We start from the raw sequence: 22,041 nt of genomic DNA, 5'->3' as shown, positions 1-22,041 counted from the left end.
ATAACGTTACTTTACCAATCGTATTTTTTATGAGCGTCTAAACGAATGAATATGAAAAGAAGTAAGGTGAAACCCCATAGAGATGATCCTCCGTAGCTGAAAAAGGGTAGAGGTATTCCTACAGTAGGTAATAAGCCTATTACCATTCCAATATTAACAATAATATGGAAAAAGAAAATAGAAGCTACGCTATAACCGTATATTCTTGCAAACTTGTTGGTTTGTGTTTCTGATAAATAAATAACCCTGTAGAGTAGAAACATAAACATAATAATAACAAAAGAACTACCTAAAAAGCCCCATTCTTCACCTACTGTACTATATATATAATCTGTATGTTGTTCAGGAACAAAATTTCCTTGTGTTCTATCTCCTTGTAAAAAACCTTTTCCAGAAAATCCACCAGAGCTAATTGTTTTTTCAGATTGATAAGAGTTGTAGCCAATACCTTTATTGTCTTGTATTTTTCCTAATAAAATATCGAATCGGTCTTTTTGATGCTGCCCTAATATGTTATTATAAGTATAGCTGATTCCTAAAACAAAGAAAATAGCAAAAAGATAAGAACCTATTATTTTTATAACGTTAAAACGAAAGAATCGCTTGTCTTTATAAACACCATAAAGAACAATTAATGTGATTATAAGTAAACATGAAATGAGTACCCACTTTGCCCCAAAATATACTGTTAATAGAAATAGAATAATAGAGATTGTGCCAAATAAGATATAAGCTAGTGTTAAGCCTTCTCTGTTTAAAACAAAAAAGAATGCAAAGTATATTAAGACAGACCCCATGTCAGGTTGTAGTGCTATAAAAAATGCAGGTAAAAAGATAATTATAAAAGCTTTTGCCTGATTTTTTATTAGTTTAAGGTTGTATTGCCGATCACTCATTAATTTAGCTAAAGCTAAAGCAGTAAAAGCTTTTGCAAATTCAGACGGCTGTAATCCTATTCCACCAAAATTATACCAAGAGGTAGCTCCATTAATTTTTTTACCGAATACAAGCACTCCAGCCAATAAAACCAGAGAAAAAATATACATAACACTGGAAAATTGCTCGTAAAACTTCGAATTAAAAAAAAGAATGAATATGATAACTGGTATACTGAGTCCTATGAAAATTAATTGCTTGCCATATTTTGTTGAGAAGTCAAAAATTTCTCTTGATTCTTCTGTAGAGGATGCTGCATAAATATTCACCCATCCAAAACCAACTAATATTACGTAGAGTAGAACAAGTAGCCAATCAATTCCTGCAAAAATATTATTTCGTTCCTGTCGCAATAGTATCGCCTTTTTGAATTAATAATTGATTATCATACCTTTCTTGAAGACTCAGATTAACCATACGATCTTCAAGATATTTTCTAGTGATTGACTTGTTTAAATATTTTTCAATCAGTAAACTTGTAATAGGAGCAGCAATTGTAGCCCCATATCCTCCATTTTCTACAAAAATAGCTATGGCTATTTTGGGGTTATCTTTTGGAGCAAAAGCTATAAAAATAGAGTGGTCTGTTAATTGAACTTTTTTCTTATTTACTCTAATAAAGTTTTCAACTGTTCCAGTTTTTCCACAAATGTCTATTCCTTTAACTTGACTATATCTAGCTGTACCTCTGGTAAATGTTTCATACATCGCCTCAATTGCAATAGGGAAATGTTCAGGAGAAACAGTCGTATTTCTACGAGTTACATATATAGAATCAAGGTTAGATTTACCTTCAATTTTCTTAACAATATGTGGGGTGTAAAAATACCCCTTGTTAGCAATAGCAGCTGTCATATTTGCCAACTGAATAGGTGTCGTCTCCACTTCACCTTGTCCAATAGCATTAGAAATTGTTGTTGTTGCTCCCCATCTAAAATTATAATTTCTGTCGTAAAAGTTTCCACTTGGAATCCTTCCTTTTTGACCGGAAGGAAGATCATATCCTAAATAATTACCTAAGCCAAAACTCTTTGCATGTTCACTCCAAGCGTCAGTTCCTATAGTAGGATTTTCGTAATTGTCAATAATTCTTCTGTAAGTATTAGCAAAATAAGTGTTACAAGATTTAGCAATAGCTGTTTTTAAACGAACGGGTCTACCAACAATCCTACAATGGCACCCCATAAAAGCATTAGGTCGTTTACCATAACGATATCCGTGTTGACAGTAAAAACCAGTGTTTTCATCAATAACTCCTTCTTGTAAACCAATTAAACCAGTGAGGATTTTGAAAGGTGAACCAGGAGCATACATTGCTTGTAAGCCTCTGTCAAAAGTTGGCATGTTAATGCTGTCGTTGAAAAGTCTTACAGAATTAGGAGAACGTTGTCTTCCAACTAATAAGTTAGGGTCATAAGAAGGAGCGGTAACTAATGCTAAAATCTCACCAGTTTGAGGCTCTATAGCAACAATACCTCCTCTTTTTCCAGACATTAATAATTCTCCATATTGCTGTAATTCACTATCGATAGTTAATGTTAAGTCTTTACCAGCTACAGCAAGTGTGTCATATTTACCGTTCTTATAAGAACCAGTAATTTTATTTAAGTTGTTTCTTTTAAAGTATTTTCTCCCTTTAATACCTCTTAATTCTTTCTCATATTGTTTTTCAACACCAAGCTTACCAATTAATTCTCCTTGTTCGTAGTAATCACTATTCTTAGCTACATATTCGTTAACCTCACTAATAAATCCTAATACATTAGCTGCGGATTTTACAGGATAGTTTCTAATAATACGTTTTTGTATATAGAAACCTTTGTATTTAGGTAGTTTTTCTTGTAAAAAAGCATAGTCTTCTTTTGCTAGTTGCTTTAGAAATACCGAAGGAAGCCATCGGGCATAATTTTCAGCTTTTTTAAAACGTTTTATAAAATCTTCTTTATCGATTTTTAAAAGAGAGCAGAATTCTAAAGTATCTAAAGGTTCTACTTCTTTAGGAATGATCATTACATCGTAAGACAATTGGTTAGCGACTAATAACTTTCCATTACGATCATAAATATAACCACGTTCGGGGTAGTCGTATTCAATTTTTATGGTAGCACTATTGGTTAAGCTTTGTTCTCCACCACGTACTACTTGTAATTGAAATAATCGAGAGATATAAACAATTCCAATAAGAGTAATTAAAAATATGAGTAAGAAACTTCGTTTCATGTTAGCTTTTTCCTAAATATAAAACTTCCTAAAAAATACAACAGTAACGTAAAAACACTAGAAAATAGTGTGTTGATAAGCACATTTGAAATGTTATAAAAGCTAAAGTTAGTTAAACTAAATAAAATGAAGTGATGAACTAATGTTAAAATTGCTGTATAATTAAATACTTTATCAAAAGATTCATGTCTTAGATTAAAAAGTAGGTAATCTGATGATGTTTTTTTGAAAATAGTTTTAAAAACAAATAAGCGTATATAAGCCATGAATACAGTAGAAAAAGCATGGATTCCACCAGAGTTAGAAAAAGCATCTACACATAAACCTAATAAGAAGGCAACTAACAAAAGAGAAAATCTATTTTCTTTAATAGGATACAAGAAAATAAAAACGATATAAATGTAGGGGTTTACATACCCTAAAAATAAAATATTATTTAGAACCAACACTTGTAGTAACAAGAGGAAAACGAATAAAAATATTAAGTATAGTGTCTTATTCATTATTGTTTTCTACAGTTTTTATTTCTTCTTTGTTTAGATTGGTTATGATATAAACATTACCTAGGTTAGACATGTCATTGAAGAGCTGAATATTTATGCTATTTACAGCAGATAGCTCTTCAGGTACTTTTACGACTGTTCCTATTGGGATTCCATTAGGAAAAATAGTTGATCTTCCTCCAGTAACTACAGTATCTCCTTCTTTAAAAACAGCTTGACGTGGAATGTCAGTTAGTTGCACAATATTATAATCTTTACCATCCCAAGTTAGTGTACCGTAATGATTGTTGTTTTTAAATTTCGCGTTAATACTACTTTTTGAATTTAAAATAGATTGTACTCTAGCAAACTTATTAGAGACATTGTCAGTAATACCAATAATACCTTTATTATTTATTACTCCCATTTCTTTAAAAACATTATAACTTTTACCTCTGTTAATCGTTAAAAAGTTATCAGCTTTATGAAAAGAGTTTTTAATTATTTTTCCAGAAATGTAATTAAAATTTTGACTGAGATTTACTGTGTCTACTACCTGATTAGCAGAAACACTATCAAGATAAGTATTGATTTTTTCTAATTTATTTTTTAATGCTAAGTTTTCTTCAACAAGTATAGAGTTTGTTTCTTTTAAGTCAAGATACTCCGATATGTTAGATGATTTTTGATATAGTCCGCCTGTAATGAAATTAGTAGAACTAATAAATTTACTTTTATGAAAAGAATGGTTGTTAATGATTAATGCAACAGCTATAACTTCTAAGAATAGAAAAAATAAGAAATACTTATACTTCTGTAAGAAATAAATAAGCTGTTGCATAAATAATCACTCAAATTTATTTGATTAATACAGTTTTGTACTTTTCTAAGTTTTTAAGAGCAATACCTGTTCCGCGAACTACAGCACGTAACGGATCTTCAGCAACATAAACAGGTAAATCTGTTTTTCTTGATAAACGTTTGTCTAAACCTCTAAGCATTGAACCTCCTCCAGCTAAATAAATACCAGTATTGTAAATGTCAGCAGCCAATTCAGGAGGTGTTTTAGATAGCGTTTCCATTACGGCATCTTCAATACGTAAAATTGATTTATCTAATGCTTTTGCAATTTCACGATAAGAAACTTGTATTTGCTTAGGCTTTCCACTTAATAAATCACGTCCTTGTACCATCATGTCTTCAGGAGGGTTGTCTAAATCTTCTGTAGCAGAACCTATTTGTAACTTTATTTTTTCAGCAGTAGTCTCACCAACATACAAGTTATGTTGAGTACGCATGTAATACATAATATCACTGGTAAATAAATCTCCAGCAACTTTTACTGATTGATCACAAACAATACCAGCTAGTGCTATAACAGCGATTTCAGTTGTACCTCCACCTATATCAATAATCATATTTCCTTTAGGCTCCATAATATCAACACCTACACCAATAGCTGCTGCCATAGGCTCATAAATCAAATAGATTTCTTTAGCGTTCATATGACGACCAGAATCAATAACTGCTCGTTTTTCAACTTCGGTAATTCCTGAAGGAATACAAATTACCATTCGTAATGATGGTGGAAATAATCTCTTTTTTATAGCAGGAATTTGTTTTACAAATTCCTTGATCATTTCTTCTGAAGCTTGAAAGTCAGCAATTACACCGTCTTTTAAGGGACGTATGGTTTTGATGTTTTCGTGGGTTTTTCCTTGCATCCTACTAGCTTCGTGACCTGTAGCAATAATTTTACCAGTAAGCCTATTTCTAGCAACAATAGAGGGGTTGTCAATAACTACCTTACCATTGTGGATTATAAGTGTATTTGCAGTACCTAAATCTACTGCAATATCTTCTGTCATGAAATCGAAAAAACCCATAAAGATTTCGTTATTTATATTTAATTTTAATGTATTCTCACAAATCTAATAAAAATCTGTGGGTATTTTACACTTAGTATAATTAATGTTTAAAATGTCTAGTTCCAGTAAAAACCATAGAAACATTATTATTGTTACAATAATCAATGCTTAATTGGTCTTTAATAGATCCCCCTGGTTGAATTACACTTTTTATACCTGCTTTGTCTGCTATTTCTACACAGTCAGGAAAAGGGAAAAAAGCATCACTAGCCATAACAGCTCCATTTAAGTCAAAGTTGAAGCTATTAGCTTTTTCAATAGCTTGTCTTAGAGCATCAACTCTACTTGTTTGACCTGTTCCCCCGGCTAATAATTGTTTGTTCTTTACTAAAATAATAGTGTTTGACTTAGTGTTTTTACATAGTTTAGATGCAAATAACAAATCCTCTAACTCACTTTCTGATGGTTTATTGTTAGTAGGGTATGATAAATCATCTAATTTATCGGTAATATAGTCCTTATCTTGAACTAATACTCCGTTTAAAGCTGTTCTTACTGTTTGTTTAGGTAATTCAACTTCTTTTTGAATTAAAATTACTCTGTTCTTTTTACCTTTTAAAATTTCTAAGGCATCAGCATCATAAGCAGGAGCGATTACTACTTCACAGAATAATTTGTGAATTTCTTCAGCAGTAGCTTTATCAATTTTTGTGTTTGAAATTAAGATTCCTCCAAACGCAGAAACAGGATCGCCAGCTAAAGCGTCTACATAAGCCTGATGAATTGTTTTACGTTGAGCAAAACCACATGCATTATTGTGTTTTAGAATAGCAAATGTTGGGTCTTCTCCCTTAAATTCTTCTATTAAATTAACAGCAGCATCAACATCTAATAGGTTATTATAACTTAACTCTTTTCCATGTAGTTTATCAAACATAGCATCTAAATCACCAAAGAAAAAACCTTTTTGATGTGGGTTTTCTCCATAGCGTAACACTTTAGAGGTAGTTTCACTAGCTTTATATACAACTTCATCTTCATTAAAATAGTTGAAAATAGCTGTATCATAATGAGAGGAGATATTAAAGGCTTTAGCTGCAAACTTTTTTCTATCGTTTAACGAAGTGTTTCCGTTATTTTCAGAAATAATATTTAAAAACTCCTCATACTGCTCCATTGACGAAACAATTACAGTGTCTTTAAAGTTTTTAGCTGCTGCTCGGATTAGAGAAATTCCGCCAATATCAATTTTTTCAATAATATCTTGTTCTGAAGCACCAGAAGCAACTGTTTTTTCAAAAGGGTATAAGTCTACAATTACTAAATCTAATTGAGGAATATTGTATTCTTCCATTTCAGCAATATCACCTTCATGATCTTGCCTGTTTAAAATACCACCAAAAACTTTAGGGTGTAAAGTTTTTACTCTTCCTCCTAAAATAGAAGGGTAAGAGGTGACGTCTTCTACTGGTACTACATCAATTCCTAAGTCTTTAATGAATTTTTCGGTACCTCCTGTAGAGTATATAGTAACACCCAATTCGTTAAGCTTTTTAACAATAGGCTCTAATCCGTCTTTGTGAAAAACGGAAATTAATGCTGATTTAATAGTTTTTGTATTGTTCATTATTGTTGTGTTGTTAAGCTTGCAAAGCTAGTAAAACAGTAGGCGTTACACAATAATTTTTTAAGTTTTTAAGATTGAAAACACCACCAAAAATAAAATAATTTTGGTGGTGTTTTTCTAACAACAAAATTTAAAAGAAAAATTACTCTGCAGTTTCTAAAAAATTACGAAACCAGATAGTGAATTTTTCTACTAAAGATTGTTGAGATTTTGAACGAGCATTAGCATTGCCTAATGCTGCATAAGATGGATGTTCTCTACTGCTCATATTTAAGGGGATTAATGGGGTTGTTAAAAAATCACATCAAATAAAGTAAAAAAAAACTTAATAATCAAGTGATTATGTGAAAATTATATAAAAGTGGCTACTTTTTCACAAATATACTCTAATAAAGCCTCATCATTTTGAGTAAATGGGTTAACTGTATGAGAGTCAATGTCTATTTGACCAATATTTTCTCCATTAACAAAAATTGGGATTACAATTTCAGATTTTACTTTCCATCCGCAAGAGATGTAATTGTCTTGCTCGCTAACATCTTGAACTACAAAATTTTCATTACTAACAGCAACTTGACCACAAATTCCTTTTCCAAAAGGAATAATTGTATGATCTGTAGGTTCTCCGTTAAACTGTGCTAATTTTAATTCTTCTTTATCTCCATTTTTAAAGTAAAAACCAACCCAGTCGTAATAAGAAATTTCTGAAGCTAAATAATCGCAGATTTGTTGTAGTTTTTCTTCTTTTGAAGAATTATTACTAACTATTAAGTCTATATTGTTTTTTAGTTCTTGTATGTTCATAAAAGTGTTTTTATCTTATTCGTAAAGAGTGTTTAAAGCTTACAAAAATAGTTGTAAGGATTGTGATAAAAAACTGAATTCTATTTTTTATAGTCTAAAACGGATGTTTTAAGAGTTTTTTATGAAAAAGATGTGGAAGTTTATTTAGATAAGATAATTGTGGATTGGTTTCTTTAAAAAGATCTTATAAAAAGAAAGCGAAAGTTTTAAATTTAATTTAAAACTTTCGCTCTTATTTCTGCCGTTTTCTATAAAAGAAAACGATTGTGTTCTAGGTTAAGTTACTGTTGAACGTATTCACTATGCCAAACAGCATCTTCAGGTCCATCTCCTTTATGTCCATCCAATTGGATAACAAAACTTTTAGCAGGGAAATAAGGAGTGATGTGGATATCTAATAAAACACGGTCTTTTTGATTTTGATCTTGTTCTATTTTTATAACCTTAAAGCGTTCAATTAACTTAGTAGGTCCTTGAATATCGTCTAAGAATTTAACTATTTGACGACGTAAGTCAGCTTCAGTTCTAGAACTCCAGTTTTCAAATGCTCTTCTGTTTAAGAAATCAAATAATACTTTTGTTATATGATCAAATACTCTTACAACAGAGTAAGTTTGTAATCCTAGGTTGTCTCCATTAAATAAAGTTTTAGCTGAAAAAGCCATTACTTTACTATATTCATTAACCATAGGAACAAGACCCATTTTTTCAATTTCTGAAATTTCACTCTTTTTAAGATCGAATCTTACACTTTCTACTTCATTAAGACCACCAAACTTTTTACCTGCCACTACTTGAGACATTAAGGTGTGGTATATCTTACCGGCTAAAGCAGATGATGGTGGTACGTATAAATTATCTTCTTCACCAACCGTGTCTTCTTTTTTTCTGCCTAAAAGCCAGTTACACGTCATTAAAGTGTTTGATTTGTGAACTTCACCTCCTGAATGGTTTGCGTTAGAAAACATGTCAACAATATCATCTGGAGTTTCTAAATCTTGGAAGTCAGTTAATAAAACAGCTTTATTGTCGTATGCTATTTTAGACCATTTGTCTAATACTACATTAGACCCAAGGTATCCAGGAACTACTAAAATAGAGTAGTTATCTTTTAAGTCTAATCTATCGAAGTTTTGTTTAAGCTCATTTGACACATAGTCTATGAAAAGAGGGTTTTCTAGATCTCTTAGCTGGCTTAAATCTGCATTTAAGATAGTAATATTTTTTACTTTATCTTTTTCAGTGTTTTTGTAGAATAGTGCTACAGATCTGTATGAAGTTTCTAACTCTTTAGTTTTTTCTAAGGTTTTCTTTAAGTTATAATTTAGAACTCCTTCAATACTGGTAGCTTTTTCTTTAGCAGAATCACACATTGATTCGATGCTGTCACTACTTTTTAAAATTTCTAACCAAACAGAAAGTCTGTTTTTTAAGTTTTTTCTTTCTCCTTTCCACTGCTCGTCGTTTAAAAATAGACTTTTTCTAGCTTTTCTTTTTGGGTTTAAGTTTGAATATCCATCAACGATGTTCTCAATAAAAGAGAAACCTCCGTATTCTTTAATACCGTCAATAGCGTTAGCTACTTCTTGACTAGGGGATTGATGTTTTACTTCTTCCGACTGTTGCGTTTTTACTTTTGTAGACATAGCTAATTATGTTTTTGTTTTTATTGTTCAGCTTGATCGATTTCTTTAATAGATTCTTCTAAAATCTTAATAAATGTATCTTTAGTTTCGGGGTTGCTTAGAGCTTTCATTAGAGCTCTGTTAGAAGATAATTGTCTTGAAATTCTTAGGTACTGATCTTTTTCTATATCAAGCTTATTTAGAAAAGAGCTATTAGCCTTAATGTTCTCAACGTTAAAATCACTTAAATTGTTGAAGTTTAAAGATTCTTTAACGTCTGCGCCATTTTCATCGGTGTGTTCAAGTTTCACAGAAGGTGAAAACTTTTCGAATACAGCTTCGATTGTGTCTAAACCATAGATAGCTTCGGGGGTTGCTGGAGCTTCGTCGGTAAGTTTTTGAATTAGTAAAGTTTTGTTGGAAGGGATGTTTGCAATTGATTCGTTAGCATCAACTTTAACTTCATTGCCTCCAATTCCGTAATTGTACATTGCCATAATAATTTTTTTTTATTCTGCTACGAATCTATTAAATATTTGATAAAAAAAATTATTTTTACAGGAAAAAATTAAGGAAAAATGAATTATTTGAAGATCCCCCTAGACTTTTCCAGCATAACAAAAAGAAATAAAGAGAATGATAGATTGGGGTGTACTCTTGAAGAATCGATAGCCCAGCACCTCATGATAATTGCTACTTCAAAACAGGGCGAAGTTTTTGGAAGACCCAATTATGGTTCCGATATTTGGGACTTAGAGTTTAACCAGTTGGTTAAAATCAATAAATGGGAAGAAAAAGTAAAAGATTCTTTATATTACGCCTTTATTGAATATGAACCTAGGCTTAAGGATGTTAGAGTTAGTGTAAGATTGTCAGAAATAGATGATGATGCAGAGACTACTGATGTCCATGTAAGAAGAAAAGCAGAAATAAAAGTATTTGGAACAATCATTGAAACTGAAGCTCCATTTAGTTTTGCTACACTTTTTTACATCAGCCCTTTATCTCAATAAAAAATAAAAAAATGCAATGAGAGACGAATATTTTATGAAAATAAAAAATCGAATGCTTTTACGTTCGATGGAATTATGGGGAATTAAAGACAAGAGAAGTGTTGACCCTATTTTAGATTTATTACTACATACTTTTGCTTATGAAATATCAAAGCTACATCAACAAGTAGATGTTTCAGATAAAGAATTACTAGATAGATTGTCTAGAATCTTAGTAAGCAATAAATGGTCTTTACCATCACCTTCGCATGCTTTATTAAAAGCTCAGCCAGAGGATGATACAACACAGCTTTATGTTTCAGATCATTTTTATTGTTCAAAAAGAAGATTTGGAGAGGAAAAGCTAGATGTTTTCTTTACGCCAATTATAGCAAAACAACTTATAAATGCTTCTGTTAAATATTTAGGATATGATGATAAGTTGTTGGTATGCGAAAATCAATTTGGAAATATAGAAGATGCTCTTTATTTACCAAATGAGAATAAAATTAAAGACTATGAGCTTTGGTTTGGAGTAGAGATTTCTAATGAATTGCTAAAAGAAACAAACAACTTGTCTCTTTGTTTTATTTTAAAAGACAGCTCGTTATTACCTTTTTTAAAAACAATGAAGGTTTATGACGTTGACGGCAATGAAATGTTCTTGGATAAGGAAGTATTGGTGAATAAGAATAGTGAAGTTCACTATTTTGATGATGTAGTTTCTTTTTATGAAGATTGCTTTTATACTTTAAGTCTGAATGAATCTTGTAAAACAAAAAAAACAATTAATGAATTGTTTGGTGAGCAGGATGATTTTTTTATTGAACCAGAAGATTTAAACCAACAATTATTGTGGTTTAAAGTTAAACTTCCAGAGGTTTTTTCTAAAGATAAGTTGCAAGGAATAGATGTGAGTTTAAACACCTTTCCAGTAGTTAATAGAAAGCTAGAGTACAAGCAACATAATTTTAGGAAAAATGGTAGGATTTTATCAGTACTTAGCAAAGGTGTAGACTACTTTTTAAATATTGAAAGTTTAAACGATGATAAAGGAAATAGTTATGCAAATGTTATAGAAAACTCAACTGAAAGTCTTGAAGGAGGTTATTCTCTTTATTTTGGAGATATAGGTAGGTTTGATACCAGAAGTGCTAAAATGATGTTGAGTAAAACTTCTCAAACAGTTAGAGAAGAAGGTAGTGCTTTTTCTTCTATTGGTTATGATATTATACAAGCATATTTAGATGATTTGCATGAGAAACTAGATGAAATAGACAAGAAAATTCATTTAGAGTTTGGTGAGGTAAATGCAAATAATGATAAAACTTTTTTGTTGACTTACCCGCATAAAGAGGCTTTTAATTACGAGTTTCAATATTGGTTGACTAATGCTAATCATGCAAATGGTATTAATACAAATTATACTTTTAATCAATATAGAACAGGTAAGTTTATTGATAGTAAGATTAAACTAAAAACAGATACAATTGGGGGTTATATTAGAAAAGAAGAACATGATAAAATAAATGGTCTACGCTATGGATTGCTTACAAGAGAAAGAATTGTAACAAGAGAAGATGTAAAAAGCTTTGTAAATAGTAAAATAGGGCGTTTTGTTGATGAAATCTCTATAAAAGATGGAGTTACAATATCAAAAGAAAAGAAAAAAGGGTTAATAAGAACCACAGATATATATATAAAAACTAAAGAAGAATTAATTTCTAAAGAGAAACAAACCCTTTTCAGTTATTATCTAGAGAAGGAACTGGAAAAGAGATCTATATCAAATATAACCTATAAAGTATTTTTTATTTAAAAATGATAGAAAAAGATTACAGCTCAAGTGCTTTGTCAAGCATAAAAAGAGCTAAAAGTATTGCTTACAAAGAAAACCAAAGTACTTACGGTGTTAGCCATTTAATAACGTCATTAATTAATGAGCCTACAGGTTTAGAAGAAATTATTGACGGTATGGGAAAAGATGCTAATTATATTCTCGAATGGTTTGAGGTAATGAAAGAGATGTATAAGTCAACTCCGCTTCAAGCTTCTGGAGATGTAAATCCCGATAATGAGGTTGCAAAGGTTTTTGAAGAATCCGAGCGTTCAAAAATTAAATTGGGAACAGAGAATATTGATGCACTATGTATTTTTACAGCAGTAGTAAGAGAAGGTGTTGTGTATTCTGGGCAACAAATAGAAACACTAGGAATAACCGAGCAAGATATTCTTAATCACTACAATGCAAATACTCCTACTTTTTTAGAGTCAAATGTCAAAGAAAATATTGCTACTATAAGTTCATATATTGAAGAACTTCAGACACAAGAGGTAATTCAAAAAGGGAATTTAATTTTAGGAAGAGAAAAAGAAGTACGATTAATTTTAGAGAATTTTGAAAGGTCTGAAAGTAAAGGTGTTATTCTGGTAGGAGATTCAGGGATAGGAAAAACAGGAACAATAAATTACTTTGTAAGAGAGTTGAGTAATAGTACAGATGAGTATTTGAAAAGTCATTTGGTTTTTAAACTCAATGTTCCAAAATTATTAGCTGGAGCAAGTTCTGAAAATGATGTAAATAAGAAAATATCAGAATTATTTGAGAAACTAGAATCTATAGACGCCCCTTCTATACTGGTGGTAGATGATCTTCATGTGTTACTTGAAAATTCTTCTGGCAAAACAAATGCTATTGTTAATATTTTGAACGCTCAGTTAAGTGAAGGACGAATTAATATGATTTTTACAATTAATTCAGATTCATATAGGAAAAATCTTGAGAGACATCCGATAGACGGAAAGTTAGAGATATTGAAGCTAGAGGAGTTGGGAGGTTTAGAAATGTTAAAATGTTTACATAGGCACAAGAAAAGGCTTGAAGTACATTTTGATATTAAAATTTCTGACAAGGCAATTGAAGAATCTATACATCTTTCAAAAAGGTATTTTAAAGAAAAGAAGTTACCTTATGGAGCAATAGATTTGATAGATAAAACTGTAGCAGCTGTAAAGATGAGTAATGCTACGATATTAGGAGAAGTTAGAAAAATAGAAAAAGAGTTTAATGAAGTTAAAGAGTCGGAAAAATTTGATTTTTCAGATTTACAATTGATATACAATACTATTTACAGAAAAGTTAGTGTTATTCAAACTTCAAAAGTAACCAAGTCATTTAGTTTATTATCTGATAATCCAGATTTACAGGAAGAAATATCTAAGGTAGATGAATTCTTATCAATGTTAAAAGAGCTAGCTAAGACTCCAATTGATACCGTAAGTGAAATAGATATTGAAGCTGTTGTTTCTGAAATTACAGGTATTCCTTTAGGAAAAATTCAAACGGAAGAAAAAGAACGTCTTTTAAATATAGATAAAAAACTAGAAGAAAGAGTTAAGGGGCAATCAAATGCTATTCAAACATTATCTGATGCTATTATAGAATCACGAAGTGGACTTAGCAACCCTAAACAACCTATTGGTTCCTTTTTCTTTTTAGGACCTACTGGAACAGGAAAAACTGAATTGACTAAATCATTAGCAGAATTATTGTTTGACGATGAAACAGCAATGATTCGTTTTGATATGTCCGAATTTAAAGAGGAACATTCAGCAGCATTACTTTATGGAGCGCCTCCAGGTTATGTGGGTTATGAAGAAGGAGGGATGTTAGTGACTAAAATAAGACAACGCCCATACTCAGTAGTTTTATTTGATGAAATTGAAAAAGCACATAGTTCTGTTTACGATGTTTTTCTTCAGTTAATGGATGAAGGTGTAATTCATGATAAATTAGGTAGAGAAGGAGATTTCTCTAATGCAATTGTCATTTTTACATCTAACATAGGTAGTCAATGGATTGCTGAACAAATAACAGAAGGAAGAGTTCCAACTTCAAATGAATTAATTGAGGTAATGGCACAACACTTTAGACCTGAATTTTTAGGAAGGTTGACAGAAGTAGTACCTTTTGCGCCAATTAATCAAAAAGTAGCACAAGATATTTTAGTAATACACTTTAATAAACTAAGAAAGCAATTAGAACAACAAAAGCAAATAGTGTTAGATATTTCTGATGAAGCTTTAGAATTTTTGTCGAAAAAAGGTTTTTCTCAAAAATATGGAGCTAGACCTATTGCTGGAGTTGTAAGAACATATGTGAAAAAAGTAATATCTAAAATGATAGTTTCTGAACAAGTCAACAAAGGAGATCATGTATTATTAGATTATAAAAATAATAATCTTGTATGGGAGCTAGTGTAAAAGAAAATGATGTTGTTGTTGACGATCTTGTTCGTAATATGGCATCTAATTTTATTGGAGAAGTTTTTGTTGAAGAGCTAGAATTTTTGCTGGATAAAGATGTGTCTGAGACCTTAATCGTAAAAAATCACGGTATGAATAGTAGGGCTCAATCTAAAGATGTTTTATCTGTAGATTCAAACTTTATAGCTAAAGACACAGGGTTTGAAGAGAACTTAGTTGTTAACTTAAGTAGAAATAGTATATACCATCAACTACCAGAAATTTTATTTTACCCTCTTTCTTTAGGGGTTAATTCAGATAACAAAAAAGAAGTAGTTGATACGATTCGTAAGAATAGAGAAAAAGAAAAGGGAGATATTAACTTTTTTACTCTTTTTGATACCGAAATATTTAAAGAAAGGGTAAGAATTAATAACAGAAGTTTAAATTTTTTCTCAGATAAAAAATCAAAACAAAATTTGCTAAATATTTTTAAGCAAATTATAGGCTCTGATTTACAAGTTTCAGATGAGTCATTGTATAAGCTATTTCTTAATTTATGTAAATCTGAATTTTTTAAAGAAAATTTAGTTGAATTAGAAAAGTTAATACAAGTAGTTTTAGGCTTAAAAGTAAAACTTAGCTATGTGCCTTGTATTATAAATGAGTCCCCTTTTTTAAGTTTGGGAGATGCAGTTTTAGGAGTTGACCTAGGTTTAAGTGGAGAGCTATACAGCGAGATAGATGATGTGAAGGTGGTAGTAATATTAGAAAAAGAAGTTGAAAATTTTAAGGTTTTAGAAAAGAGTGTTTTACAAATAGAAGAAGTCTTAAGTTTCTTTTTAATTTCCTCAAGAAAAATTCATATTACTTATCAAACAAATTCTGATCAATCCTTTGTTTTATCGGAAAGATTTTTAGGATATGACTCATATTTAACTAAATAAGAAAAGAAAAAGTTATGAACATAATAATAGTATATTTTTTAAAATTTCTTTTAGCACCATTAATAGCCATTATTTCTTTAATGGTGTTAAATAATATAGTAAAAGCTAAAAAGTCTTTTAATATTAAAAAGGCGATTGTTTTAGTTTTGTTACTTACCCTTATTTTGATAGCACCTGTTTTAATCAGTTTATTAAAGTATGAATTTGTGTGGGTAGGATTAATACTCACAGTTTTGTGTTATCTCTTCATAGGTGTATTCTTTATGCTCTTTCAGAACACAAAATTTTACAAGTCTATAGGCTTAGATAACAAATTTCATACATTGTTTTTTGCTTTCATAGTAATGGTTCTTTCAGGGTGGTTGTATTATTTAATTTTTGAAAAAATAAGTGATCTCCCTTATGCACTTTGGGCTATGTTATCAATAATTTGGTTTGTGTTACCATTATTATACTCAATGTCTTTAGGTTACTTTTTAAACATATCAAAACCATTTTATAAAGCTTGGAATGTTTCAGATAACGGAGTTAGTGACATGTATTGGGATAATGTAGATGTTTTTAAACTAATACAAGTTACAGTGAAAATTAAAAGAAACCCTGACGATAAAAACTACAGCTCTTTTTCAGTGAAATTACCTATGGAAGTATCGGTTGGTATGTGGTTTAATCGCTTTATTGAAGATCAAAATTTTAGATTTCCTGATAGAATGATTGACACTTACATAGACGGTCAGCCTATTGGATGGATATTCTATACCAACAAGTGGTTTAACTTCCCACTATTTACAAAGGTTTTAGATGCTGAAAAAGATGGGAAATTTAACAGAATAAGAAATAAACAAACTATATACATAAGAAGAACTGCACTAAATACTATTGATGATGAATAAGAAAAATAACAAAATGGATTATTTACCTATAAACTGGACTGACGGAGTAAAAATATCTGCAGAACATTTTTTTAAAAATTATAATAATACAATTGAAACTATAAAAGATTATAATTCGGTTTCTCTTAAAAATTATGAGTATGGTTTAATTGAAAATGGAGCTGATTTTGAAAACTTACAGTTAGATGTTTTAAGTGATGGAGATAATTCTTTAGTGATAAAGCTTAAATCGTGTAATGCAATTACGGAAAAAGGATACAGAATTATGTATCATCGTGATTTGTATGGAGCGAATTCACCTTCTGTAACTTTAAAAACATCTGATTTTGATAAAACCGAAAGTGAAGAGTTTTATATTATGTTGTCTTTATCTCCTTTTGAGTATTTACCAGTAGGTGTTCCAGATCCTGAGGTTATACCTTTACACCACCCTAATGTATTGCCAAAATTAGAGTTACATACACTTCCAGTTTCAAAAATTAACACCAGTTTTTTAAAAGAACACTTTTTAGTTATAGGAAAAGTTTTATGGACTAATGGATTATTTTCAATTGACGAAGGCTATGTTCCTCCTGTAGTTAACTTATCCTCAAATGAAAGATTAGAAGGTTTTGGTAAAGGGTTGTTACAAGTACTTATTAAATCTAAAAATTATTCTATTAAAATTTTCAAAAAGAATAATGGGCAAAAGAATAGTAACAAATTAGTTGCTAATACTTTTTCAATTTGTGAGAAGCTACAAGAGTATTATAGTGACAATATTTTTAATCTAGAGAATATATCGGTTAGTAGATCTCCTATGTACTTAGTGGATAGGTTAGTTGTGTTAGCAAATAAGCTTTCTATTTGTTTAAGTATTATGGATGATAAAGAAAAAGAACAGCTGTTACAATATTATTACCAGTGGACAGATATTAAGCCTTCTGATTTTCTTGATGCTATAGTAGATGCTGTAAACGTTAAGTACAATCATATAGAAATAGCTGAAACTTTTGACGTGTTAAATAGGTTTGTAGTTATGTTAGAGCGAGTGTTTAAAAAGATGAGCGAGCTAGAGTATATAGGACAAAGAAAAGATAATATCGTAATTAACGAAGAATCAGGTTCACAGTTCAATAGAAATAGAGGAAAAAATAGTACTTGGAGTATAATTGATTAATACTAATTTCTTATGAAAGCTTTAAATTACAAAGAAAGAAAAAAACAAATACTTAAGTTTTTGGCATCGTTTTCTTTAACAGCAGTTGTTGTATTTTTTTGTTTATACGTTACTTTAATTATTGCAGAAAAAGGAGTTGTTTTAATTGAGAGTAAGCAATCTCACTATAATGAAGTTTTTAAAAAACAGGCAATGTTAAATTTTAAAATGGAAGAACTTTTTAAAAATTTATACAGCTTAAAAAACAAAAGACGAAATATAGGAGAGTATAGGCAAATGCAAAAGATTATTACCGAAACTAGAGTTGAGATAAGACAAAGTATTGATAGTACAAAAAAAGAAAATAACTATTACAAAATTTACGGTGAGTTTTTATCGGAAATAAGAAATATACAATCACTTCTTGAAAGTTACAACAAAGAAGTTAATACAAGAGAGGCTAATAAAGAGCAGCTAGAAAAATGTAGGGAAAAGTATAAAGATTTAAATAAGGATTTAAATAAAGATTAAGCTATGGATAATCATGAAATTTTTTGGGAAAAAATAAGGTTCTCTCTTTTGTTTATAATAATATCTACAGTAGTGTTTATAATACTAACAAAATTTATTTTTAAAGTACCTGTAGTAGAAAGTAAAGAGTTATTGAATAGCATTGATGCTTCAGAAGAAATTTTTGATGTTCAAGAAGAGTATACAAAAAGAATAAAAAAAACACATAAAAAAATTCAAGAAATACCTTTTGATGTTATTCAAATTCAAGTATTAGATGAGTTAGATAAAGAAATACAACTATACAAAAAAATATACAGAGATAACGATATGAATAACCGATACATTTTTGGAGTTCAATCATCAAAAACGCTTAAAATGTTTTTCGATTTGAGTGAAGAATACAATGCTTTAAAAAGAAATAATAAAGTTTTGAAAGAGAATTTAGAAGAATGTAAAGCTAATATTTAAATATAAGAGTATGTCTAATAGATTTAAATTATCAGTTTTAATTTTTATAGCCTTATTGGTTTTAATACTAGCAATATTTGCCCCATATAAATCAAGGCTTAGTAACTTAGATTTTTACGTATCTGAGACTAATAGTAATTATCAGTTTGAAGTTGGTGAAAAGCTATTTTTCCTTTTAAACGATACAAGTTTAGTGGAGGGAAGAAAAGTAGTATGGCACATGGGAAACGGAGATTCTATTGTAAAACCAGGTAATATTGATTATAAATATCGTAAAGAAGGAAAGTATCTTGTATCAATTAAAATAAACGATAAATTCACTGTATCAAAACAAATAGGAGTTGTTTCCTTGCCTAAGATTTCAGCTAGAGATTCTTTGGTAACATTACATGGAGTAGATGAAGGTTATGTGGGGGAAGAACTAGTGTTTTTTACCGAAGGAAAAGGAATAAATACTTGGTATTGGGAGTTTGGAGAAACAGGTACGGTTGATGCCTATGAAGAACAAGTGATCTATAGGTATAGTAAACCAGGTGATTATAGAGTAAAGCTTCAAACAAATACACTAAAATACCCCATATTTCATAACATTAGAATTTTACCAAGATTTGAAAAAGTTGAAGAATTAGAAAAAGTAGACTCTTTAGGAGTTGTTCAAAATGACATTAGAAAAAGACTTCAAGCAATAGCAGATAGTAAGGTTACAGATCGAGGAACCTTTTATAAGAACTTAAATTATATAAAGAATAACTACACATGTAATCAAGCTGAAGATATACTTGTAATTGTTAATGGAGGGAGATATAATGACTTTTTTAGTTACTGTCAAGGTTTACACTATCTAGAAAATAAGAAAAGAAGTAAAATAATTATAAATAAAGTTGAAATAGATACAATTAAATGTTTCAAAAGATTAAATGTAACACAAAGTTTATTAAGATAATAATGCAAAAAAAAATAACACTTTTTATTTTTTTTCTGTCGCTATATTCTTTTCCTATTGTATCGCAAACCATAGGGAAATATGAAAAAGTAAAAGAAGTAAAAGGAGATAGGTTCAACTATCTTAAAAAAGTAAAAACTAAGCACGATGCTTCGTTAAAAATGGTTTTTTCAGATAGAGAAAGTAACTCTTTTTATAAAGGACCTTACATTCAAGAAAAGTTTAAGAAAAAAGGAATGTTAACTCCGTTGTATGTGATTGATGAAAAAGAAAATTCGTATGAAGTAGTCGTAGCTAATCCAGATCAAATAGGGAAACCTAAAGGATTGTTTTCTATGTTTTATGGAGATAAATTTAACTTTAAAGATGCGGAACAGGTAGAATATTTAGGCTGGATACCAGCCAATAATGTGATAGAATACAACCATTCTTTTATAGAAACCTGTAACAACAAACCAATAAAATACAAAGTAGGAACAGACAAAACGTCAAGGCTTTTTGATTTAAAACCTTATATGGAAGTAGATTCCGTAAATGTGTTTAAAGACCCTTTTTTTAGAACAAAGTCAAATAAGAAGTTAGTGTCCAATCAAATAGTATATCCTTATAAGTATGATGAAAAAGGAAAAGCAGTATTTGTTTCGGATAAGCCTGTTTTAAAAGACTCTATTTCTCAAACGGTAGGTTGGATACCATCAAATTTAATTACACGCATAGGACAAAATCAAGTGTACGTTGTAAAAAATACCGATAGCTTGTTGGCAGTAAGTAATAAAGATACAATTCAACTTACAGGAGAAGATGTGTTGTCGAAATACTTATATACTGGATATAAAAATTTAAAAATAGATGTTACTAAAGACCTTATAGCTCCAGTACATGTTTGGAATCATGATAAAAACAAACTGATTAATGTAAAAGGAAACAGTTTTTATACAAAAGAAATAAAGTTTATGAAAGAGGAGTCGAAGGTAGTAAACCTTCACTTTATTTCTAAAAATGAAGAGAGTGAACATTTAAAAAAAATACTAAACTCTTTACAAAGCTTATATATATCCTTGTTTCAAGAGCCTAGTGATACTCAATACAGTTTTTCAGCAATTTTAGTTGATAAAAAAGGAACAGTAGTATTAGAAAAAACAAGTTCTTTTTCTGAATGGATTAGTTTTATTGAATCTTTTATAGAAAGTAATCAAAATAACTTAGCTTTAGAGTATACAGCCAAAACAATGTCTATTCCTAATGCAGTTGATTATGCAATAGATAATTTTTCTGATGAGAATAAGCGTTTTGAAAATAACTTTTTTATCATAGCTTCAAGCAAAGAAAATACAAATGATATTAAGAGACAAAAAGATGCCTTTTTTGAAAAAATAGCAAAAAAATCACCTAAAATTATTTTTGCTCAATTAGATAATAATAAAAGTGTAAGATCTCAAAACTATATATTAGGGAGTAAAGAATTCCTGTATAAAACAGGGAGATTTTATAATGAATTTATTAAAAACTTTATTGTAGATAATGAGATTATAGTAGAAAATAATATACTAAAAAAAATACCTGCAGACGAGGATAATATTTATGTATATGATGCTCCAGATAATAGTTTATTCAATGGAGGAGTGATTTTTCCAAGGATAGAAAGTTCCTTAACCCCTTTGTCTTTAGAAAGAGCAATAGATACCGTTTTAAAAAGATCTACTTTAACCAATAATAAGCTAATATCCTCTTTAAATTACTTCAACAAAAAATTAGGAGTTTTAAGAAGTGAACCAAGTGCTACGATAAAAACAAGATATAAAGAGTTAAACACGGATAGTTTACGACTCTTCCAATTAAGTAGAAACAATTTACACGAAGTATTATACCAAAAAGTATCATTACTTAACGATAGTATTATAAAGAAAGGATACGTTTTTGATAAAGATGAAATCATAGAATTGATTGAAAATTATCGCAGTACATTTCCTCAAATGGCGAAACCTATAACAAGAAAAAAACGAAGAGTAATAAAACGCCTTTACCAAAAGCAAATAAAAATATTAAACAAAGCAGCTTATAGATATGTTTTAAGTAGAAAAGCAACAATTGCTGACTTGTTTTATTTTAAGTCAGGAATCCCCTTAAATCATGAAGGGTATTACTGTTTACGAATACATAAACTACCAAGAAAAAGGGTAGGAAAAAATGGTTTTGAAAAATTTTATTTTCAACAATATGAAAAAATAGATAAATTAGAGGAATTATTTTTAAAAAATAAGTTGCAAAAAGTAGAAGAAGGTTATAGAAGTGAAGTATACTTTATACCTTTAGAACTATTGCCCTAGTTAATAGTTAGGA

20 protein-coding genes are annotated in these 22,041 nt (G+C 29.8%); 10 read left to right on the top strand and 10 right to left on the bottom strand.

The features are described from left to right. Positions 1-11: 11 nt before the first annotated feature. The 10 genes from rodA to ACKTTR_RS13155 form a co-directional block, all read right to left on the bottom strand. A complete protein-coding gene (rodA, locus tag ACKTTR_RS13200; protein ID WP_408028286.1) occupies positions 12-1,289 on the bottom strand; it encodes a rod shape-determining protein RodA in 1,278 nt (425 codons plus the stop codon). Next, positions 1,270-3,156: a penicillin-binding protein 2 gene (gene mrdA, locus ACKTTR_RS13195; protein ID WP_408028285.1), complete on the bottom strand. Its 1,887-nt coding sequence runs from the start codon at positions 3,154-3,156 to the stop codon at positions 1,270-1,272. The genes rodA and mrdA overlap by 20 nt, the downstream gene beginning before the upstream one ends. Continuing rightward, positions 3,153-3,659, bottom strand: a complete 507-nt coding sequence (gene mreD, locus ACKTTR_RS13190) for a rod shape-determining protein MreD (protein WP_408028284.1) — start codon at positions 3,657-3,659, stop codon at positions 3,153-3,155. Before mreD ends, mrdA begins: the two co-directional genes overlap by 4 nt. Next, positions 3,652-4,479 carry a rod shape-determining protein MreC gene (gene mreC, locus ACKTTR_RS13185; protein WP_408028283.1) on the bottom strand — a complete coding sequence of 276 codons (828 nt, stop codon included), beginning with the start codon at positions 4,477-4,479 and terminating at the stop codon, positions 3,652-3,654. Before mreC ends, mreD begins: the two co-directional genes overlap by 8 nt. Before the next feature lie 16 nt (positions 4,480-4,495). Next, entirely contained in the window at positions 4,496-5,524 is a 1,029-nt protein-coding gene (locus tag ACKTTR_RS13180) for a rod shape-determining protein (RefSeq protein WP_408028282.1), read from the bottom strand. Positions 5,525-5,606: 82 nt separating this feature from the next. Beyond that, on the bottom strand, positions 5,607-7,133 hold the full coding sequence (purH, locus tag ACKTTR_RS13175) for a bifunctional phosphoribosylaminoimidazolecarboxamide formyltransferase/IMP cyclohydrolase (protein WP_408028281.1): 1,527 nt from the start codon (positions 7,131-7,133) through the stop codon (positions 5,607-5,609). 142 nt (positions 7,134-7,275) lie between these two features. Further along, positions 7,276-7,401 (bottom strand): hypothetical protein, encoded by a 126-nt coding sequence (locus ACKTTR_RS13170; RefSeq protein ID WP_262510991.1) that lies wholly within the window; start codon positions 7,399-7,401, stop codon positions 7,276-7,278. Positions 7,402-7,484: 83 nt separating this feature from the next. After that, positions 7,485-7,937, bottom strand: a complete 453-nt coding sequence (locus tag ACKTTR_RS13165; RefSeq protein ID WP_408028280.1) for a GAF domain-containing protein — start codon at positions 7,935-7,937, stop codon at positions 7,485-7,487. 281 nt (positions 7,938-8,218) lie between these two features. After that, complete coding sequence (locus ACKTTR_RS13160; protein WP_408028279.1) at positions 8,219-9,583, bottom strand: DUF5458 family protein; 1,365 nt, start codon at positions 9,581-9,583, stop codon at positions 8,219-8,221. A gap of 20 nt (positions 9,584-9,603) precedes the next feature. Next, on the bottom strand, positions 9,604-10,059 hold the full coding sequence (locus ACKTTR_RS13155; RefSeq protein WP_408028278.1) for a hypothetical protein: 456 nt from the start codon (positions 10,057-10,059) through the stop codon (positions 9,604-9,606). 81 nt (positions 10,060-10,140) lie between these two features. Between ACKTTR_RS13155 and ACKTTR_RS13150 the strand changes: the two genes are divergently transcribed. Genes ACKTTR_RS13150 through tssR form a run of 10 tightly spaced genes read left to right on the top strand, consistent with a single transcriptional unit; the run spans position 10,141 to position 22,028 of the window. Then, a complete protein-coding gene (locus tag ACKTTR_RS13150) occupies positions 10,141-10,575 on the top strand; it encodes a GPW/gp25 family protein (protein ID WP_408028277.1) in 435 nt (144 codons plus the stop codon). A 34-nt stretch (positions 10,576-10,609) separates the two neighbouring features. Continuing rightward, a complete protein-coding gene (locus ACKTTR_RS13145; RefSeq protein WP_408028276.1) occupies positions 10,610-12,373 on the top strand; it encodes a hypothetical protein in 1,764 nt (587 codons plus the stop codon). A gap of 2 nt (positions 12,374-12,375) precedes the next feature. Further along, a complete protein-coding gene (locus tag ACKTTR_RS13140; RefSeq protein WP_408028275.1) occupies positions 12,376-14,817 on the top strand; it encodes an AAA family ATPase in 2,442 nt (813 codons plus the stop codon). Beyond that, positions 14,802-15,746, top strand: coding sequence for a hypothetical protein (locus ACKTTR_RS13135; RefSeq protein ID WP_408028274.1), 945 nt, complete (start codon positions 14,802-14,804; stop codon positions 15,744-15,746). Before ACKTTR_RS13140 ends, ACKTTR_RS13135 begins: the two co-directional genes overlap by 16 nt. A gap of 14 nt (positions 15,747-15,760) precedes the next feature. Further along, positions 15,761-16,639: a TssN family type VI secretion system protein gene (locus tag ACKTTR_RS13130; protein WP_408028273.1), complete on the top strand. Its 879-nt coding sequence runs from the start codon at positions 15,761-15,763 to the stop codon at positions 16,637-16,639. Next, positions 16,632-17,798: a hypothetical protein gene (locus ACKTTR_RS13125; RefSeq protein ID WP_408028272.1), complete on the top strand. Its 1,167-nt coding sequence runs from the start codon at positions 16,632-16,634 to the stop codon at positions 17,796-17,798. Before ACKTTR_RS13130 ends, ACKTTR_RS13125 begins: the two co-directional genes overlap by 8 nt. A 12-nt stretch (positions 17,799-17,810) precedes the next feature. Continuing rightward, complete coding sequence (tssO, locus tag ACKTTR_RS13120) at positions 17,811-18,308, top strand: type VI secretion system TssO (RefSeq protein ID WP_408028271.1); 498 nt, start codon at positions 17,811-17,813, stop codon at positions 18,306-18,308. A gap of 3 nt (positions 18,309-18,311) precedes the next feature. Continuing rightward, the gene (gene tssO, locus ACKTTR_RS13115) at positions 18,312-18,758 is read left to right on the top strand and encodes a type VI secretion system TssO (protein ID WP_408028270.1); all 447 of its coding nucleotides are present in this window, start codon (positions 18,312-18,314) and stop codon (positions 18,756-18,758) included. Between the two features lie 10 nt (positions 18,759-18,768). Then, a complete protein-coding gene (locus ACKTTR_RS13110; RefSeq protein WP_408028269.1) occupies positions 18,769-19,701 on the top strand; it encodes a PKD domain-containing protein in 933 nt (310 codons plus the stop codon). Positions 19,702-19,703: 2 nt separating this feature from the next. Next, entirely contained in the window at positions 19,704-22,028 is a 2,325-nt protein-coding gene (gene tssR, locus ACKTTR_RS13105; protein WP_408028268.1) for a type VI secretion system protein TssR domain-containing protein, read from the top strand. Positions 22,029-22,041: the final 13 nt, after the last annotated feature.

Origin of the sequence: Tenacibaculum litoreum (assembly GCF_964513915.1) — a bacterium.
Classification (GTDB): domain Bacteria; phylum Bacteroidota; class Bacteroidia; order Flavobacteriales; family Flavobacteriaceae; genus Polaribacter; species Polaribacter litoreum.
Note: the sequence above shows the minus strand (reverse complement) of the source record. Positions and strands in the feature narration are given on the sequence as shown.

Excerpts from the sequence above, each read along its gene's own strand:
- ACKTTR_RS13125 (WP_408028272.1), top strand. The coding sequence starts at position 16,632 with ATGAATAAGAAAAATAACAAAATGGATTATTTACCTATAAACTGGACT.
- tssO (WP_408028270.1), top strand. The coding sequence starts at position 18,312 with ATGGATAATCATGAAATTTTTTGGGAAAAAATAAGGTTCTCTCTTTTG.
- mreD (WP_408028284.1), bottom strand. The coding sequence starts at position 3,659 with ATGAATAAGACACTATACTTAATATTTTTATTCGTTTTCCTCTTGTTA.
- ACKTTR_RS13110 (WP_408028269.1), top strand. The coding sequence starts at position 18,769 with ATGTCTAATAGATTTAAATTATCAGTTTTAATTTTTATAGCCTTATTG.
- ACKTTR_RS13155 (WP_408028278.1), bottom strand. The coding sequence starts at position 10,059 with ATGGCAATGTACAATTACGGAATTGGAGGCAATGAAGTTAAAGTTGAT.
- ACKTTR_RS13140 (WP_408028275.1), top strand. The coding sequence starts at position 12,376 with ATGATAGAAAAAGATTACAGCTCAAGTGCTTTGTCAAGCATAAAAAGA.
- ACKTTR_RS13165 (WP_408028280.1), bottom strand. The coding sequence starts at position 7,937 with ATGAACATACAAGAACTAAAAAACAATATAGACTTAATAGTTAGTAAT.
- ACKTTR_RS13150 (WP_408028277.1), top strand. The coding sequence starts at position 10,141 with ATGAATTATTTGAAGATCCCCCTAGACTTTTCCAGCATAACAAAAAGA.
- purH (WP_408028281.1), bottom strand. The coding sequence starts at position 7,133 with ATGAACAATACAAAAACTATTAAATCAGCATTAATTTCCGTTTTTCAC.
- ACKTTR_RS13135 (WP_408028274.1), top strand. The coding sequence starts at position 14,802 with ATGGGAGCTAGTGTAAAAGAAAATGATGTTGTTGTTGACGATCTTGTT.
- ACKTTR_RS13130 (WP_408028273.1), top strand. The coding sequence starts at position 15,761 with ATGAACATAATAATAGTATATTTTTTAAAATTTCTTTTAGCACCATTA.
- mrdA (WP_408028285.1), bottom strand. The coding sequence starts at position 3,156 with ATGAAACGAAGTTTCTTACTCATATTTTTAATTACTCTTATTGGAATT.
- ACKTTR_RS13160 (WP_408028279.1), bottom strand. The coding sequence starts at position 9,583 with ATGTCTACAAAAGTAAAAACGCAACAGTCGGAAGAAGTAAAACATCAA.
- ACKTTR_RS13145 (WP_408028276.1), top strand. The coding sequence starts at position 10,610 with ATGAAAATAAAAAATCGAATGCTTTTACGTTCGATGGAATTATGGGGA.
- tssO (WP_408028271.1), top strand. The coding sequence starts at position 17,811 with ATGAAAGCTTTAAATTACAAAGAAAGAAAAAAACAAATACTTAAGTTT.
- ACKTTR_RS13170 (WP_262510991.1), bottom strand. The coding sequence starts at position 7,401 with ATGAGCAGTAGAGAACATCCATCTTATGCAGCATTAGGCAATGCTAAT.
- ACKTTR_RS13180 (WP_408028282.1), bottom strand. The coding sequence starts at position 5,524 with ATGGGTTTTTTCGATTTCATGACAGAAGATATTGCAGTAGATTTAGGT.
- tssR (WP_408028268.1), top strand. The coding sequence starts at position 19,704 with ATGCAAAAAAAAATAACACTTTTTATTTTTTTTCTGTCGCTATATTCT.
- mreC (WP_408028283.1), bottom strand. The coding sequence starts at position 4,479 with ATGCAACAGCTTATTTATTTCTTACAGAAGTATAAGTATTTCTTATTT.